At 44.8% G+C, this 15,899-nt stretch carries 15 protein-coding genes; 8 read left to right on the forward strand and 7 right to left on the reverse strand.

Annotated features, from left to right (window positions below):
* Window positions 1-2: 2 nt before the first annotated feature.
* Both AACQ17_RS08320 and AACQ17_RS08325 read right to left on the reverse strand, forming a co-directional pair.
* On the reverse strand, window positions 3-914 hold the full coding sequence (locus AACQ17_RS08320) for a DUF808 domain-containing protein (RefSeq protein ID WP_094147555.1): 912 nt from the start codon (window positions 912-914) through the stop codon (window positions 3-5).
* Between the two features lie 142 nt (window positions 915-1,056).
* Window positions 1,057-2,385, reverse strand: coding sequence for an HD-GYP domain-containing protein (locus AACQ17_RS08325; protein WP_094130114.1), 1,329 nt, complete (start codon window positions 2,383-2,385; stop codon window positions 1,057-1,059).
* A gap of 290 nt (window positions 2,386-2,675) precedes the next feature.
* Here AACQ17_RS08325 and AACQ17_RS08330 point away from each other — a divergent pair, with 290 nt between their 5' ends.
* Complete coding sequence (locus AACQ17_RS08330; protein ID WP_166538109.1) at window positions 2,676-3,587, forward strand: M14 family metallopeptidase; 912 nt, start codon at window positions 2,676-2,678, stop codon at window positions 3,585-3,587.
* A 132-nt stretch (window positions 3,588-3,719) separates the two neighbouring features.
* Here the strand turns inward: AACQ17_RS08330 and AACQ17_RS08335 are convergent, their stop codons facing one another.
* Window positions 3,720-4,508, reverse strand: a complete 789-nt coding sequence (locus AACQ17_RS08335; protein WP_094167650.1) for an AraC family transcriptional regulator — start codon at window positions 4,506-4,508, stop codon at window positions 3,720-3,722.
* Window positions 4,509-4,607: 99 nt separating this feature from the next.
* On the opposite strand from AACQ17_RS08335, the gene AACQ17_RS08340 reads away from it, so the two are divergent.
* The 4 genes from AACQ17_RS08340 to AACQ17_RS08355 all read left to right on the forward strand — a co-directional run bounded on the left by AACQ17_RS08340 (window position 4,608) and on the right by AACQ17_RS08355 (window position 8,373).
* Window positions 4,608-5,507 carry a DMT family transporter gene (locus AACQ17_RS08340; RefSeq protein ID WP_094147166.1) on the forward strand — a complete coding sequence of 300 codons (900 nt, stop codon included), beginning with the start codon at window positions 4,608-4,610 and terminating at the stop codon, window positions 5,505-5,507.
* Between the two features lie 129 nt (window positions 5,508-5,636).
* Entirely contained in the window at window positions 5,637-6,554 is a 918-nt protein-coding gene (locus AACQ17_RS08345) for a sensor domain-containing diguanylate cyclase (protein ID WP_094147165.1), read from the forward strand.
* Window positions 6,555-6,750: 196 nt separating this feature from the next.
* Entirely contained in the window at window positions 6,751-7,512 is a 762-nt protein-coding gene (locus tag AACQ17_RS08350) for a DeoR/GlpR family transcriptional regulator (protein ID WP_013868063.1), read from the forward strand.
* Between the two features lie 138 nt (window positions 7,513-7,650).
* The gene (locus AACQ17_RS08355) at window positions 7,651-8,373 is read left to right on the forward strand and encodes a helix-turn-helix transcriptional regulator (protein WP_017044271.1); all 723 of its coding nucleotides are present in this window, start codon (window positions 7,651-7,653) and stop codon (window positions 8,371-8,373) included.
* Between the two features lie 3 nt (window positions 8,374-8,376).
* Here the strand turns inward: AACQ17_RS08355 and AACQ17_RS08360 are convergent, their stop codons facing one another.
* Window positions 8,377-8,958 (reverse strand): acyl-homoserine-lactone synthase, encoded by a 582-nt coding sequence (locus tag AACQ17_RS08360; protein WP_017046000.1) that lies wholly within the window; start codon window positions 8,956-8,958, stop codon window positions 8,377-8,379.
* Window positions 8,959-9,258: 300 nt separating this feature from the next.
* Between AACQ17_RS08360 and AACQ17_RS08365 the strand changes: the two genes are divergently transcribed.
* The gene (locus tag AACQ17_RS08365) at window positions 9,259-9,744 is read left to right on the forward strand and encodes an acyl-CoA thioesterase (RefSeq protein ID WP_026027856.1); all 486 of its coding nucleotides are present in this window, start codon (window positions 9,259-9,261) and stop codon (window positions 9,742-9,744) included.
* A gap of 93 nt (window positions 9,745-9,837) precedes the next feature.
* Window positions 9,838-10,083, forward strand: coding sequence for a hypothetical protein (locus tag AACQ17_RS08370; RefSeq protein ID WP_017047197.1), 246 nt, complete (start codon window positions 9,838-9,840; stop codon window positions 10,081-10,083).
* Window positions 10,084-10,402: 319 nt separating this feature from the next.
* Here the strand turns inward: AACQ17_RS08370 and malG are convergent, their stop codons facing one another.
* The 3 genes from malG to malE form a co-directional block, all read right to left on the reverse strand.
* The gene (gene malG / locus AACQ17_RS08375) at window positions 10,403-11,293 is read right to left on the reverse strand and encodes a maltose ABC transporter permease MalG (RefSeq protein ID WP_010317575.1); all 891 of its coding nucleotides are present in this window, start codon (window positions 11,291-11,293) and stop codon (window positions 10,403-10,405) included.
* A gap of 12 nt (window positions 11,294-11,305) precedes the next feature.
* Window positions 11,306-12,880 (reverse strand): maltose ABC transporter permease MalF, encoded by a 1,575-nt coding sequence (malF, locus tag AACQ17_RS08380; protein WP_017047198.1) that lies wholly within the window; start codon window positions 12,878-12,880, stop codon window positions 11,306-11,308.
* A 76-nt stretch (window positions 12,881-12,956) separates the two neighbouring features.
* Window positions 12,957-14,138, reverse strand: coding sequence for a maltose/maltodextrin ABC transporter substrate-binding protein MalE (malE, locus tag AACQ17_RS08385; protein WP_026027857.1), 1,182 nt, complete (start codon window positions 14,136-14,138; stop codon window positions 12,957-12,959).
* A gap of 657 nt (window positions 14,139-14,795) precedes the next feature.
* Here malE and malK point away from each other — a divergent pair.
* A partial coding sequence (gene malK / locus AACQ17_RS08390; RefSeq protein ID WP_094167651.1) for a maltose/maltodextrin ABC transporter ATP-binding protein MalK occupies window positions 14,796-15,899 on the forward strand: 1,104 nt, incomplete at its 3' end.

Raw genomic sequence — 15,899 nt, forward strand, 5'->3', positions numbered from 1 at the left:
AATTAATGGGACGGTTTCAATTTACTCACCATCCCCCACACTGCAACCACAGCCAGCCCGGCGAGTAAGCCAACGAAACCATTAAGCAAGGTTGGCATCACTACTGCTAATAAAGAGAGTTCAGCAACGGCTGCAATCACAGGTTCAAGCACGTGGTGAATAAAAGGGACGTTGTGCACCACAATGCCACCGCCCACTAAAAACATCGCGGCGGTACCCACTACAGTTAATGCTTTCATGAGCTTAGGCGCGAAACTGATCAACCCTTTACCAAAGCGAGCACGCAGCCCTGCGCCATCTGAAGTGCGCTCTAGGTAGAAACCTAAATCGTCCAATTTCACAATGCCTGCTACCAAACCATAAACGCCGATGGTCATGACCACTGCAATTAAACTCACCACCAAAATTTGTGTCACCATGCTATGGCCTTGCACTGTCCCCAACGCAATCACGATGATCTCGGCCGATAAAATAAAATCGGTCCGAATCGCCCCAGCGACTTTACGTTTTTCATAGTCATCAATCGATACGTCAGTGAGCATGCGCTCATCCGCGTCAGCGGTGCTGTGATGGCTGGTATGAAACACTTTTTCTAAGATTTTTTCTGCCCCTTCAAAGCAGAGAAAAAGTCCACCGACTAACAAGAGCGGCATTATCAACCAAGGGGCTAATGAGCTCATCAGCAAGGCAGCGGGAACCAAAATTAATTTGTTGCGAAATGAGCCTTTAGCCACTGCCCATACCACTGGGATCTCTCGTTCAGCGGCAACACCAGACACCTGCTGAGCATTGAGCGCCAAGTCATCCCCCAATACGCCTGCCGTTTTTTTCGCGGCCATTTTTGACATCAACGCCACATCATCGAGCACGGTTGCAATATCATCAAGAAGGGTAAGTAAGCTCGCGCCTGCCATGCAAATTCTCTCTTATTCATTTTCATTATTCAAAGCGTGACAAAATGTAACACCAAGCGCTGATGAAGGGAAACACAGCGATAAGAATCCCACCAACAGTGCTGACGCTTCAAGTAGCAAAGCAGTAAAGCAGTAAAGAACACTAGCTCAGTGACTGAGTATATTCGGCTGGCAATTGAGCCAGAGCGCTCTGTAACGCGGCGAAGCAGTCAGGATCAATGGCAGTATGTAGATTCTCTTGCATGATCAAAAGTGCTTTATCAATTGGCATCGCGGAGCGATAAGGACGTTCCGCGCTGAGAGCATCAAAAATATCGGCCGTCGTGATGATTCGAGTCATCACGCTGATCTCATCACCGTTTACACCACGCGGATAGCCAGTACCATCGAGTTTCTCATGATGCGCCCCTGCCATACGTGCCAACGTCTTAAAGGGCGATAATTTCCGCAAGATTTGTTCAGTAAACGCGGCATGCGCCTGAACGGCTTTCCACTCCATATCGTCTAACTTACCGGGTTTATCTAAAATGGCATTACTGACCCCTAACTTACCAATGTCGTGCAGTAATGCCGCGCGTCTCAACCAAGATCGATCAGTTTCCGAAATGGCTAATTGTCGTGCGATTAAATCAGTATACACAGCCACTCGTTCACTGTGCCCTGCGGTATAGGGGCTTTTTGCATCAACAATCTTGCCAAATGCCGTGACGATACAGTCTAAATACGCTTCATCCAAAGGCTGATGCGCTTGTGCCGGTGGTAAATGCATCACTCGTTGGCTGATATCAGAGGCTTTGAGGCTAGCCACAAAGTGCGGGTTATCCACCAACTGCTCAATAATCTCAACCAGTTGTGGGTCAAACCATACACCACTACGCTCTGTAACCTCACGTATTGCTTCGTCCAAATCATGTTCCATTTGAAAAACATCAAATACTTGAGCTAATAACGCAATCCGCGAGAAAAGGGGGATGGCTTCACCTTTTAGCTGTTGAGGACGCCCTTGACCATTCCAATGTTCATCCAGTGAGTGGATCCCCTGCGCGACGACTTCGCTAAATCGCAACTCTCGCGCCACATCAGCCCCACGAGTACAACGAGTTTGAATAAGCTCTTGTGCATAATCATTACCATTTTTCAAAATGTCGATGGTAGTTAAAATACGTTCTGCCCAGCTCTGCTCTGAACCGGTATTTTTGACGATAAAGTTAATCACACTCGATAGACTGGTTCCGACGGTTTTATAACGCCGTTTGAAAGCGAGATCATCGGTGGCATACAACTCGCAAATTCGCGCGGCGTTGCTACTGCAGCCGGCATCTTTCAATAGCAAGGTAAAAAACAGATCATGCAGCTCAGCCTGATCGAGCTCTAATTGCATGCCAATATGCATACCAACCCAGCAACAGCGAATGCAGTGCTCCGGTGGCTGGCCTTCCGTCATGTCTAAGGCGGTCGTTAGCGAAATCATTAGTTCAGAAAGGGGGAAACTATTCTCCAATCGTGTTCTCACTCAATTGCATTGGTCTGGTTGCAGTTTAGATGTGACCGTTCGGTTTAGCCAATGATTTACCTCAGTTATCAGGCCAGAGTTGGACTATTTCCTTGCTCTAACAAACCAGCATTGCCCAAAAACAGGTTGAGGTAATGGGGATAATCAAACCTTGTTAACGGGCTGTGGTAAATCCAGCTTGGTATTTTTGATTGCTCTTAACACTCACACCTCTTACTCTGTGGGCAACTAGTCAGAAAGGAACCCTCATGTACTCTGTTTATACTTATCCTATCGGTACGCCAGGCACACCTTGGCAAGCAGCAGAACGCGAAGCGTGGCTCGCACAAACGACGATTAAACGAGAATATCAGCAAGAAGTCGTGCCGAAAATTAACGCTTTGGCAACGGATTTTGAGGTAGAGCAATACGGTGCACTATCAATAGACAAAGATCGCTACCCATTATTTGCCTTAAAAAGTCGCTCATGGAACCCTGACAAACCAACGGTGTTGATCACAGGTGGTGTACACGGTTACGAAACCAGCGGAGTGCACGGCGCGTTGCAGTTTTTAGCGACTCAAGCACAGCAGTATCAATCTCATTTCAACATTGCCGTTGCTCCGTGCGTAAGCCCTTGGGGCTATGAAACGATCAATCGTTGGAATCCATCAGCGCTTGACCCTAATCGCTCATTTTACGCCAATAGCCCAGCCGAAGAGTCGGCAAGCTTAATGCGCTGGGTCGCAAGCTTAGGTGACGTGTTGGTGCATATTGATTTACATGAAACTACAGACAGTGATGAAAGCGAGTTTCGCCCTGCACTCGCAGCGCGCGATGGGATTAGATATGAAGCCGATACGATTCCCGATGGGTTTTATACTGTCGGCGATACGGAAAATCCGCAGCCAGAATTCCAAGCAGCCATTATTGAATCGGTACGCAAAGTCACGCACATTGCACCAGCCGACAGTAAAGGCGAGATCATCGGCTCTCCGATCACTCAAGAGGGAGTAATTAATTACTCAATGAAAGCATTAGGGTTATGCGGTGGCATCACAAATTGCTACTTCGGCACCACCACCGAAGTGTATCCAGATAGCCCAAAAGTCACAGCGCAAGAGTGTAATGACGCACAAGTCGCCGCCATTGTTGGCGCTTTGGACTACGTGTGCCGCTAAAACGATAAAACACCCAACCCCCTATGTCATGGATTCATGAATAATAGACGTTGTAAAAAATTACCAAATTAAGTCTAAGGCACTTCTTTATAGTTTGATCAGGATGAAGTGCCTACATACGCTTAAGCAATATTATAACAAGCGATTTTTATACTGTTCCGGCGTTTGGCCGGAGTATTTTTTAAACATAGTAATAAAAGGACTGGCTTGGTTGTAGCCAAGAGTTAATGCTACCTCTTTCACTGAATGCCCTGTGCGCAGTAAATCCATGGAATAGAGATAGCGTACTCTTAATCGCCATTCGGTAAAACTCATCCCTAGTTCCGTTTGGCAATGACGCGCTAATGTTCGCTCTGTGGTATGTACTTTTTCAGCCCATAAAGCCAATGTCGTATCATCGGTCGGCTTTTCTTCTACCGCCGCTAGAATCGGGGCTAAATATTTGTGATTAGTGGAAGGCAAAAAATGATGCTGCGTTTCTTGCGTTGCCAATTGGTCGAGCAATACTTGAACTAAACGTTTATCTTGCGCGTTTTGAGCCACACTGATTTCACGCGATCGAAAATCCTCAATGATGGCAGAAACGATGGGCGTCACTTTTATCAAACTGGTGTGCTTGGGAAAACCATGGGTGAGAGCCCGATCAATATTGAGCGAACAATATTCAATTGGCTTACGATTATAGCTGCAGTGTTTCACCCCCGCAGGAACCCAAATCGCGAGATGAGGCGGTGCGAGAAATCGCGTTTCTTGCGCTTCCATTTCCAAAATCCCGCCGGAAATTAGCTGCACTTGTCCCCATGGATGGCTATGAGTTCGCGTTTCTGTGTTTGACAAAAACGCATCGAAATTCATAAAGACATCCGATGGCGCACTGTCAATCGATAATGAAGGGTGAAGATTTCTGGGCGCTTTTTTCAAACTTGTCTTCCTATCGCTCGCAATGTCGTTTTGTAGATATATATAATTATAGAGACCTGCCACACTATACTTCAAAGCACAATTTGCGACGAGGCTCACATGGTATATCTTCTTCCACTATTCACGGTTCTAATTTGGGGTGGTAACTCTATCATCAACAAGCTCGCCGCAGAAACCATTGAACCAAGTGCGATGAGTTTTTATCGCTGGTTTGTCGCTATGCTGTTGCTAACCCCCTTTTGCTTACCTACCGTGATCCGCCAATGGGTAATCATCAAACCCCATTTAACTAAACTGGCTTTTTTAGCCATGTTAGGCATGGTACTGAATCAGTCTCTTGGCTATTACGCAGGGCTAACGACTACTGCATCAAATATGTCGTTGATCACTTCGCTGGTACCACTGCTCAGTGTATTCATTAGTGTTCCCCTGCTCCGCAAGCGCATTTCAGCTTTGAGTGTTGTCGGAGGAGTCCTCTCTCTCGCAGGGCTTGCTTTTATGCTAGGTCAAGGCGATATGAGCTTCTTCTTGCATCAAGATATTACACATGGCGATGCATTAATGGTGGTGGCTGCAACCGTTTACGCACTTTATTGTGTGTTACTTAAACGGTGGAAAATGCCGCTAAGCAATTGGACGCTTATTTATATGCAAGGGTTGTTTGCTGTCTTAATGCTGACACCATTATGGTTGACCAGTGAACATCTCCTACCCACGGAAGGCTCACTGCCCCTAATCGCTTACGCTTCCGTCGCTGCATCCTTGTTGGCTCCGTGGATGTGGGTAAAAGCGATCGATTTAATTGGTGCAGACTCTAGTGCGATGTTTATGAATTTGTTACCTGTGGTGGCGGTTTCGCTTGCCACAACCCTGTTAGGTGAAACAGTGCAAAACTACCATCTTTTAGGTGGAACGATGGTAATTTCCGGGGTTATTTTATCCCAAATAAAACTGACAAAAAGCCGTACAACAGCTATCGAGGGCGTAATACAACCATAAAATTGAGCATATAGCATCGATTCGAGCTATGTTTATGGAAGAAGAATAAAAATAAACAAAAATGAAATGTATTGAGGGATCCTTTACGTCAGATCAGTTAGGCAACCTAGCAAATTTGGTGGCCAGATAATGATTCTTGATAACATAGAAGATGTGTATAGCAATAATTTGTTTGCCTTGCATGAGCTTGTTTTAAACGAGCTCGGTTCATACGTGTTCGTAAAAAACCGTCAAGGTGAGTATCTGTATGCAAATCAGCTAACACTAAAACTGTTCGGCACAACTTTGGAAGAACTCAAAGGCAAAACTGATCACGATTTTTTTCAAGATGAACTGCTCGCCGATATTTTACACAGCGATAAAATGGTATTTGATACCAAGCAGCCCTTCACCAGTGAAGAACGTGCGCAAGCAAAATTTGATGCCAAAGTACGCGTCTACCGCGCAATAAAGAAACCGATTCTAAGTACACAAACCGGTGAAGTGATTGGCCTTATCGGTGTGTCTACTGAGATTACCGATATTGTCGAACTGCGAGAACAGCTTCACACTCTGGCCAATACCGATGACTTAACGCAGCTCTACAATCGCCGCAAGCTGTGGCGGGAAGCGTGCAATGAATTTACGTTGGCTCAGCGTGATCATTATCCGATAAGTTGTATTGCCATTGATATCGACAACTTCAAGTTAGTAAACGACACCTATGGCCACCAGCGAGGAGATGATGTGATTTGGCAGTTAGCAGAGATGGCGAGAAAGCACACACGCCATGGCGATGCCTGCGGTAGAATTGGTGGTGAAGAGTTTCTGATTGTTCTGCATAAGGCGAATGCGCATGAGGCCTTTCAAGTGGCAGATCGTTTGCGTAAAGAATTTTATGCATACGCATTTTTTGACAACGGCGCACACTTTAGTATCAGTTGTGGTATCTCTGAAATTGCGGGCAACGATGCCGATTTTTTCGAAATTTATCGCCGCTCAGACAAAGCACTTTATAAAGCCAAGCTCGCTGGACGGAATCAATGTGCCACATTCCAAGAAACATAACTATGTTCCATAAAGGGCCTATAATGTTCGTTTAATGTGAATTATCACTTAAAACGAGCAAATACTCGCGTATCCCATTCACTAATGATTGAATTTGGTCGATTAAACCGTACACTCACAAAGTCGTAGTGCCTTACGCAAAGTAAGCATTCAAGGTATTGACCTATTTAAGCTTCAATGAATAAGGATATTTAAGGTGAAAGCAGTTAAACGCCATCAAGAAATTATCGAATTAGTTCAAACACACGGATTTGTGAGTACCGATGATTTAGTCGAGCGATTCAATGTTAGCCCACAAACCATCCGCCGAGATCTCAACGAACTTGCAGATGCCAATAAGTTACGACGCAATCACGGCGGCGCTACCATCGCGTCTAGTTCTGAAAACTCCTCTTACCACACTCGCCAAGTAACTTATCAGCAAGAAAAAGAGAAAGTGGCTGCCGAGCTAGTCAAACACATTCCCGATGGCGCAACGCTCTTTATCGACATAGGTACGACACCTGAAGCTATCGCTCGGGCATTAATGCTCAATCACGAAAATCTGCGCATTGTCACCAACAACATTAACGTGGCGACGATTTTAATGGCCAAACCGGATTTTAATGTCATCTTAGCGGGCGGTGAAGTGCGTAATAAAGACGGTGGCGTGACGGGTGAAGCCACTTTGGATTTCATTTCACAATTTCGTCTCGATTTCGGTATTTTAGGGATTAGCGGCATTGACTATGATGGCTCACTTTTAGATTTCGATTATCACGAAGTGAGAGTCAAACGGGCGATCATCGAAAATAGTCGCTGTGTTTATCTCGGTGTCGACCACAGTAAATTCGGACGTAATGCCATGGTGAAGCTAGGCACAATTGCCGATGTAGATTTGATCATTACCAATGCTCAACCACCAGAAGAAATTGATGCATTCGCTCGTGAAAATGAAGTAACCATTCAGGTGGTATAGATAGATTGAGGCCAAACCGACATTTGAACTAGATTTTCCCGCCAAATAGATAAACTATTTCATTATTTGCTCGTACTGTTACGGTTTTTTTTGATATAAATGCCAATATAGTACGACGCAATTTAGAACTTTCGGCTTATGTACAAAATTCTGAGACTGATCCAAGAGAACCAACAAATCACTAGCCACGATGATTTGGAAAATGTACTCAATGGGCTCAATAACTTAATTGATCATGAATTTTTCCTCTTTGGCCTCTCTTTTCAACCCACGTTAAAAACCAGTGAAACGCTTGTCACGGACAATTACCCCAATAGCTGGCGACAGCAATATGATGAATCAGGCTTCATGCATATCGATCCAATTGTCAAATACAGTATTACCAATTTTTTGCCCATTCGCTGGGATGACGCTAAACGAGTCAATGATGATGGACGAGTCATTTTTGAAGAGGCGCGTTGCAATGGACTCAAAGCGGGATTTAGCATTCCAATCCATGGACTTAGGGGGGAATTTGGCATGATAAGTTTTGCAACCTCAGATACCAAGTCTTACGATTTGAATCAACAAAGTATCCATACCTCACAGCTCATTGTACCGTTACTGGCTCATAATATTGGCAACATCACCCGTTACCATAAAGACGCAAAACCGAGAGCGGTGCTCACCGCACGTGAAGTACAATGCTTAGCTTGGGCGGCCGAAGGCAAAAGCGCTTGGGAAATTGCCACGATTATTAATACGTCAGAACGTACCGTGAAGTTCCATTTCAGTAATGCTTGTAAAAAGCTTGGCGCGACGAATCGCTACCAAGCGATCACTAAAGCTATTTTAGGTGGCTATATCAATCCCTATTTATAAGGCTTATGCATTGACACTTGCACGATATGCTTCATTCATTGGAATATGCAAAGCGACAGAACGTGTACTTCCCAAAAGATGCACTTTTTTATCACCGAGTCTTTCGCATGGGATCCCCATCCGCTTAATCAATTTTTCCACACTGGCCGATGTGACCGTTACATAGGCATTGATGTGATATTGCTGGGCGTGATGATACAGCGACTGAAACATCTGCAGCGTAACATTACTCACGCCGCCCAATTGCGCCGAATGATCTTTATCGACCGCAAAACGACTCAGCTCATAAATCTCCTTTGCTTTGGGTGCTTGCTGCACACCGAGTAATTCCGAAAAAGTATCTTTAAGCATATAACGCGACGTCGTTGGCAAAATTCGCCAACACCCCACTAAATGACCCTGTTCCTCTTTGGCATACAAATAGTGTGCTTCTGGAACGTCGTACTCATCAGTCTCCATTTCTCGATTTGTTTTTAGCTCCCACTGCAAGCGTTGCGAAAAAACTTTATAGCGTAACTTCAGCAATGACACATAATCAGCTTGAGGGACACTTTGAAAGGTATGTGAATAAATTGAAATAGTCATGTGACTTCTCCTTAGGTTATTGGAGAAATCACGCTAAACAATCTCATCAGAGATAGAACCTGTTCGATCGAACAGTTACGTCGAAATACTGTTTAAACTATTATTAACGCAACTGAATAACTAACGCTCAGTTGGCTCAATAAGGTACAACATAAAGTAAATAACTCGTACCGCTCGGCTTTAAAAATCCTCTTAGGCAACTAAGAGGATTTTTTATATCTGCTGCATTCAAAATAATATTGCAGTTTGGTTAACGCTTTGTTATTTATGATTCCGTTAATAAAAAACAAGGATTCCCCAATGAGTAGTGGCCAACGTGCAATAACTTTGCGTTTTTTAGCAGAGCCCGGTGATGTGAATTTTGGTGGTAAAGTCCACGGTGGCGCTGTCATGAAATGGATAGATCTAGCGGCCTATGCATGCTCAGCAGGCTGGAGCGGTAAATATTGCATCACCGCTTATGCGGGAGGGATCCGCTTTGTCGCTCCTATCCACGTAGGGAACCTCGTTGAAGTCAGCGCAAAAGTCATTTATACGGGAACGAGCTCAATGCATATTGCCATTGATGTGCAAGCGAGCGATCCAAAAGAGTTGAAAAACCAGCTGACTACCCATTGTATTGTCATCATGGTGGCTGTCGATGGGCAAGGCAAGCCCACCCCCATCCCAGAATGGGTGCCGCAAACAGCAGAAGATATTGCACTACGCCAATCAGCGATACGCTTAATGAACATGCGTAAAGAGATAGGGGAAGAGATGGAAGCTCACGTTAAGTACTTAAAATAACCACCCATGATGCGCTCAGTTGTCATTTTTTCTTCATCTTTATCTGCTTAAATCGAGCCCTCTGAAATTTTGCATCGATGATAGGAAAAGACTTTGACTCTCAGAGAGATTACCTTGAGCGAATCGACATTAGTCGACCCAAAGTCAATTGAGTATCACTGGGTCCGAACGCTTTACGTTGAAGGCTACCAGCCCCAAGAAATTAACCACTATATCCGTGCCTGCTTTGGCGGAGATGATACCTTCGCCGATTTGTTTCGCCGCGTTGCGCTGCAGCAAGAGAGTTTGTATGTCCTTTTGCAATACTTAGGCTGCGCCCCTTCTAGCCGTGAGTTCTAATTTTTTAGCTTTCCTTTACGACGTTACACGAAGATTTCAGATGTGGGTCGCATCCAAACACCATTTCACTTTTGAGACATTCAATTCATCATATACTGCATGTGCGTTACCAATAGCACCCTTTAATACAGATATAAAAAAACCCAAGCAATGCTCGGGTCTTGGTTACAAAAACTGTTAGTTTGTTGGATAGTAAGGAATAAAGCTAACAGCCAGCTATGCGTAACGCCAGATTTGCATATTACTTAACTGATCGGCGGCCAAACCAAATACGTTAAGCTAATACAATATGGGCGACCTCACGGTCGCCCTATCGTTATTATCCTTTCACACCACCGGCCGTAAGTCCTCCGACTAACCAGCGCTGTGCAAGCAAAAATACGACAGTGATAGGTAAAGCAGACAACACTGCTGCTGCTGCAAAATCTCCCCACAAATAGTTCTGAGGATAAAGATACTGCTGCATACCCACCGCTAATGTATATGAGTTTACATCAGAAAGTAGCAAAGATGCCACTGGTACTTCACCAACCACCCCAATAAACGAGAGAATAAACACAACCGCAAGAATCGGCACAGAGAGTGGTAGCAGCACCAGTCTAAAGGCTTGCCATGGTGTAGCTCCATCTAAAGCAGCCGCTTCTTCTAATGAGTTATCTATCGTTTCAAAATAGCCTTTGATCGTCCATACGTGCAGTGCGATACCACCTAGGTAGGAGAAAATTAAACCACCATGCGTATTTAAGCCAAGAAATGGGATGTATTGACCTAATTTGTCAAACAGTGCATACATCGCAACCAGTGCCAGTACCGCTGGGAACATTTGAAAAATCATCATCGCTTTTAGGATGGTGTCTTTACCTTTAAAACGCATGCGCGCAAAGGCATAAGCAGACGTTGTCGATAAGGCCACAATGAGCACTGAAGTAATGCCTGCTACTTTCACTGAATTCCATAACCAAGTCAGAACCGGAAATGGCGGCGGTGTAACAGAGCCATCAGCATTAGTGACAGCAAAACCTAATGCCAATTTCCAGTGTTCTAGAGATGGGTTATCTGGGATCAAACTGCCCGTGGCAAAGTTCCCTTCACGAAATGAAATCGCAATGACCATCAATAGTGGAAAAATGATCAGCGATAAAAATGCCCACAGAGCAACATGAGTCGCCCATAAGCGATATTTGAGAGATTGACCTTGTACCATCGCCATAACGATTACTCCTTAATTCTGTGACAGCTTCGTAAAACGTAAGTTGAGTAGTGCTAACCCACCAACCAGTAAGAAGATCAAGGTTGCGATGGCACTAGCCAAACCGAAGTCTTGACCACCAGCTCCTTCAAACGCAATACGATAGGTATAGCTTACGAGTAAATCGGTGTAACCGGCTGGCTCTGAAGTACCAATCATATTCGGGCCACCTTGTGTCAGAAGTTGAATCATCACAAAGTTGTTAAAGTTAAACGCAAAGCTCGCAATGAGTAACGGAGTCATTGGTTTGATCATGAGCGGCAATGTGATACGGGTGAAGTTGTGTAAAAAACCTGCACCATCAATCGCCGATGCTTCATATAAATCCTCTGGAATCGCTTTCAAAAGACCCATACACAAAATCATCATGTAAGGAAAACCAAGCCAAGTATTGACGATCAGCACCATACTTTTAGCGAGAAAGGGGTCTGAGAACCAGCTAGGACTAATGCCAAAAATACTGTTGAGCACCATATTGATCTCACCAAAGCTTTGGTTGAACAAGCCTTTGAAGATCAAAATAGAAATAAAAGCAGGAACAGCATAAGGCAGGATTAATAGCACTCGGTAAACGGCGCGGCCTTTAAGCTCTTCCCATTGCACAACACTAGCCAACACTAGCCCTATCATAAGAGTGAAAATCACGGTTAAGGTTGAGAAAACGACCGTCCAGATAAAGATATTGATGAAAGGCTCTTTAATACCGTCATCTTTCCATACACGCTCAAAGTTATGTGTACCAATTTTCACGACAAAACCAGGCGATACTGTCACACCGATAAACTGACCACTTTCGTCCACTGGTTGATAAAAGCCAACATCCATATTCGGCCGTAGTATTTCGCCTGTTTGATTATTGACCAGCGTTTCGCCATCATCTTGCATGGTGTAAAGCGGCGATACGGCGGCAAACTTGCGCAAGCCACTCATACGTACATCTTCACCACTAGGGAAATGCAGATCAATTGAGCTCAACGTAGCACGGTGATTAATAATGGTTTTAATCGGCTCTTTGGTGCCCTCAATACCCTCAATAGGTTGAAGATCCATATCGGTCACCGATAAACCCGTTAAGGAAAATACGTCGGTAGCGAGCGTCTGCTCTCCATCCTCGATTGCAATTCGATAACCACTTTCCGTTTTGTATAGAGTGAAAGGATAGCTTTCCCCGCCCTGATAAGTTCGATCCAACAGCACGGCTTGTGCACGTTCTAAAGAGAGTTGGTTTTTAGCACTGTAGTTAGTAAAAGCCAGACCAACGGTGTAGGCCAAAGGAAAGAGGATGAATAAGATCATTCCCGCGATACCCGGATAAATATAGCGGTGTGCGTAAGTATGTTTACTGCCGAAAATATAAAGGGCCAGAGCGGTAAGAATGAGAGTAAGCAGCGCAAAGGCGAGCTCACCGCGAGAATACATAAGAATAGTGGCGTAACCGTTAACGATACCAACCGTACCTAATAATGCCCATTTAATGAGCACATTTTTACTGGAAGGAAGTGCCGTTTCGGGTGCTGACAAAGCATCTGTACCTTGAACTGACTGCATAGAAGAACCTGCTAGCGATATAAACGTAAAATGAAGGAGAGGTTACCCTCTCCTTAAGGGCTTGACCAAAACCGAATTATTTAGTCATTTGTTTTTCTGCATCAGCCAGTGCGGCATCGACAGTTTGGCGGCCATCTACAATATTGATAATTGCACTTTTCGCGCTGCCCCAAAATGCATTCATCTGAGGGATGTTCGGCATAATTTCGCCATTCATTGCGTTATCCATTGTCGCGGCGATGCGCGTATCTGCATCAAGCTCACGTTGGAAAGAGTTAAGAGCCACCGCGCCAAGAGGTTTGTCATTATTGACCATGCGCAGACCATCATTGGTGAGTAAGTAGTTTTCGATAAACTCAATCGCGAGATCTTTATTTGGAGAAGCGGTGCTGATACCAGCCGTCAATACGCCCACGAACGGCTTGGAAGATTGCCCGTTAAATTTCGGTAATGTCGTCACACCGTAGTTAATGCCTGATTTTTCAATGTTGCCCCAAGCCCACGGACCGTTGATCGTCATTGCCGTTTTACCTTGGTTAAACGCAGCTTCAGAAACAGAGTAGTCCATATCCGGAGAGATCACGCCTTTGTCCACTAAGCCTTTCACGAAGTTCATCGCGTCTTTTACGCCTTTATTCGCGATACCCGCATCTTTCACATCATAGCCATCAATCGTGTATTTGAATGCGTAACCGCCATCAGCCGCCATAAGAGGCCATGTGAAATACGGTTCTTTCAAGTTCCACATGATGGCCGTTTTGCCCTCTTTCTTAAGTTTGGCGTTCAACGCTTCCACTTCTTCCCAGCTTTTCGGTGGGTTTGGCACAAGATCTTTGTTATAGATGAGAGACAAGGATTCTACCGCGACTGGGTAGCCGATGATTTTACCGTTGTATTTCACCGCATCCCAGGCAAAATCCACGATACCCTCTTGAATCGCTTTTGAAGGTTTAATTTCAGCCAGCAAACCAGCTTCTGCATAACCACCAAAACGGTCATGAGCCCAGAACACAATATCAGGTCCATCACCCGTTGCTGCGGTTTGTGGGAATTTATCTTGAAGTGCGTCAGGGTGAGCCACGGTCACTTTGATACCCGTGTCCGTCTCAAATTTCTTACCCACTTCAGCCAAACCGTTATAGCCTTTATCACCATTGATCCAAATGGTGAGTTGTCCTTCTTCAATAGCAGCATGTGCACCAAACGAACCAAGAGCAACTAGAGTACTTAGCGCGACTGTGCTTAGGGCGTTTTTCATGTTCATATCCTTTTTATTTTTGTGTTGTAGGGCTCACCAACAGGTTTCGCCGTATTTCGTCATATATAATCAGAGAAAACCTAACTTGACTCATCCTCCTACGCCCTACGCCCTCGATATTATGGACTATTTTCGTGATCATCATCGCTCAAGGTTAGAGAGCTCAATCACAAAAAAATACCTTTTTGTGACATGCTTCCACTTAACAGCCATTAATTATTTGAACTGGATCTAACTCAGCCCTTAAACCCCTCCTCCATCGCATCCATCGCTACTCCCCCCTATAAAAAACTCAATTAGGAGGATGTATCAAACACACACATCACACAAAATACAGTCATCCCAGAGTGGATAGTAAGAGCCTTTTCCAGTAACTCATCGTTTACTGGCTTACATCGCTAGATTGGTTTGCTGTCATAAATGAGCGTTCGTGGTAATTGATTTTATAACGGGGGAGACGCTCAATGTGCAGGGGAAGTGAACTAAATCATTGGCATGGATGGGTGATGCTTTCTTCAAACTCCCTTAATTTGAAGACATCACCCTTTTTCTTACATTATTAACCACCTTACCCAATTCCTGCTGTCATTGCCTGCAAGAAAACTCATATAATGATGGGCAGTGATTTATAAAAAATATTGATCGAGGACGAGCTCTATGGCGAGTGTCACGTTAAAAAATGTATGTAAAGCATACGGTGATGTATTAATTTCTAAAAATGTCGACTTAGAAATTCAAGAAGGCGAATTTGTCGTCTTTGTCGGTCCGTCAGGTTGTGGGAAATCGACCCTACTGCGTTGCATAGCAGGCCTAGAAGATATCACCTCGGGTGACTTGTTTATTGGCGATAAGCGAATGAATGATGTTGAACCTTCTAAACGTGGCGTCGGCATGGTATTTCAATCCTATGCGCTCTACCCGCACCTTAATCTTTTCGACAACATGTCTTTTGGCCTAAAGTTGGCCAAAGCCGATAAAAAGGAGATCGAGCAACGTGTTGAGCACGCCGCCGATATTCTCCAGCTCAGCCATTTGCTTGAACGTCAACCTAAGTCTCTTTCAGGTGGTCAACGTCAGCGTGTCGCGATTGGGCGTACTTTAGTCTCACAACCGAATGTCTTTTTGCTTGATGAGCCGCTGTCTAACCTAGATGCAGCGCTGCGCGTACAGATGCGTTCAGAGATAACCAAACTGCAACGCAAATTGGGCTGCACTATGATTTACGTTACCCATGACCAAGTCGAAGCAATGACAATGGCTGACAAAATCGTGGTCTTGGATGCTGGTTTCGTATCACAAGTAGGCAAACCACTTGAGTTGTATCATTACCCAGAAAATCGTTTCGTCGCAGGTTTCATCGGTTCTCCTAAAATGAACTTCATGAGCGTATTCATCGAAGATGTCGAAGCCGAACGCGTGAAAGTTCAACTCTCTAATGGAACCTCATTTTGGATTTTGGTCGATGGCACCACGATCACTCGCGGCGAGCGTATGTCATTAGGTGTGCGTCCAGAGCACTTGCTGAGCGCTGAAGATGGTGACGCGAAAATTGAAGGCAAGGTGATGATAGTTGAGAAACTCGGCAATGAAACACAAGTCTACATGAACTTGAAAGGCTCTGATTCTGATGTAATTTACCGCCAGCCTGATACTTTGGGCGTTGAAACAGGTGATACATTGACAATTGGTATTCCAGGACATCGCTGCCACCTCTTCCACAGCGATGGACGTGCATGCCGCCGCCTTTACAAAGAAAAAGGC

Source organism: Vibrio sp. V10_P2A27P122 (assembly GCF_963874335.1).
GTDB lineage: Bacteria > Pseudomonadota > Gammaproteobacteria > Enterobacterales > Vibrionaceae > Vibrio > Vibrio anguillarum.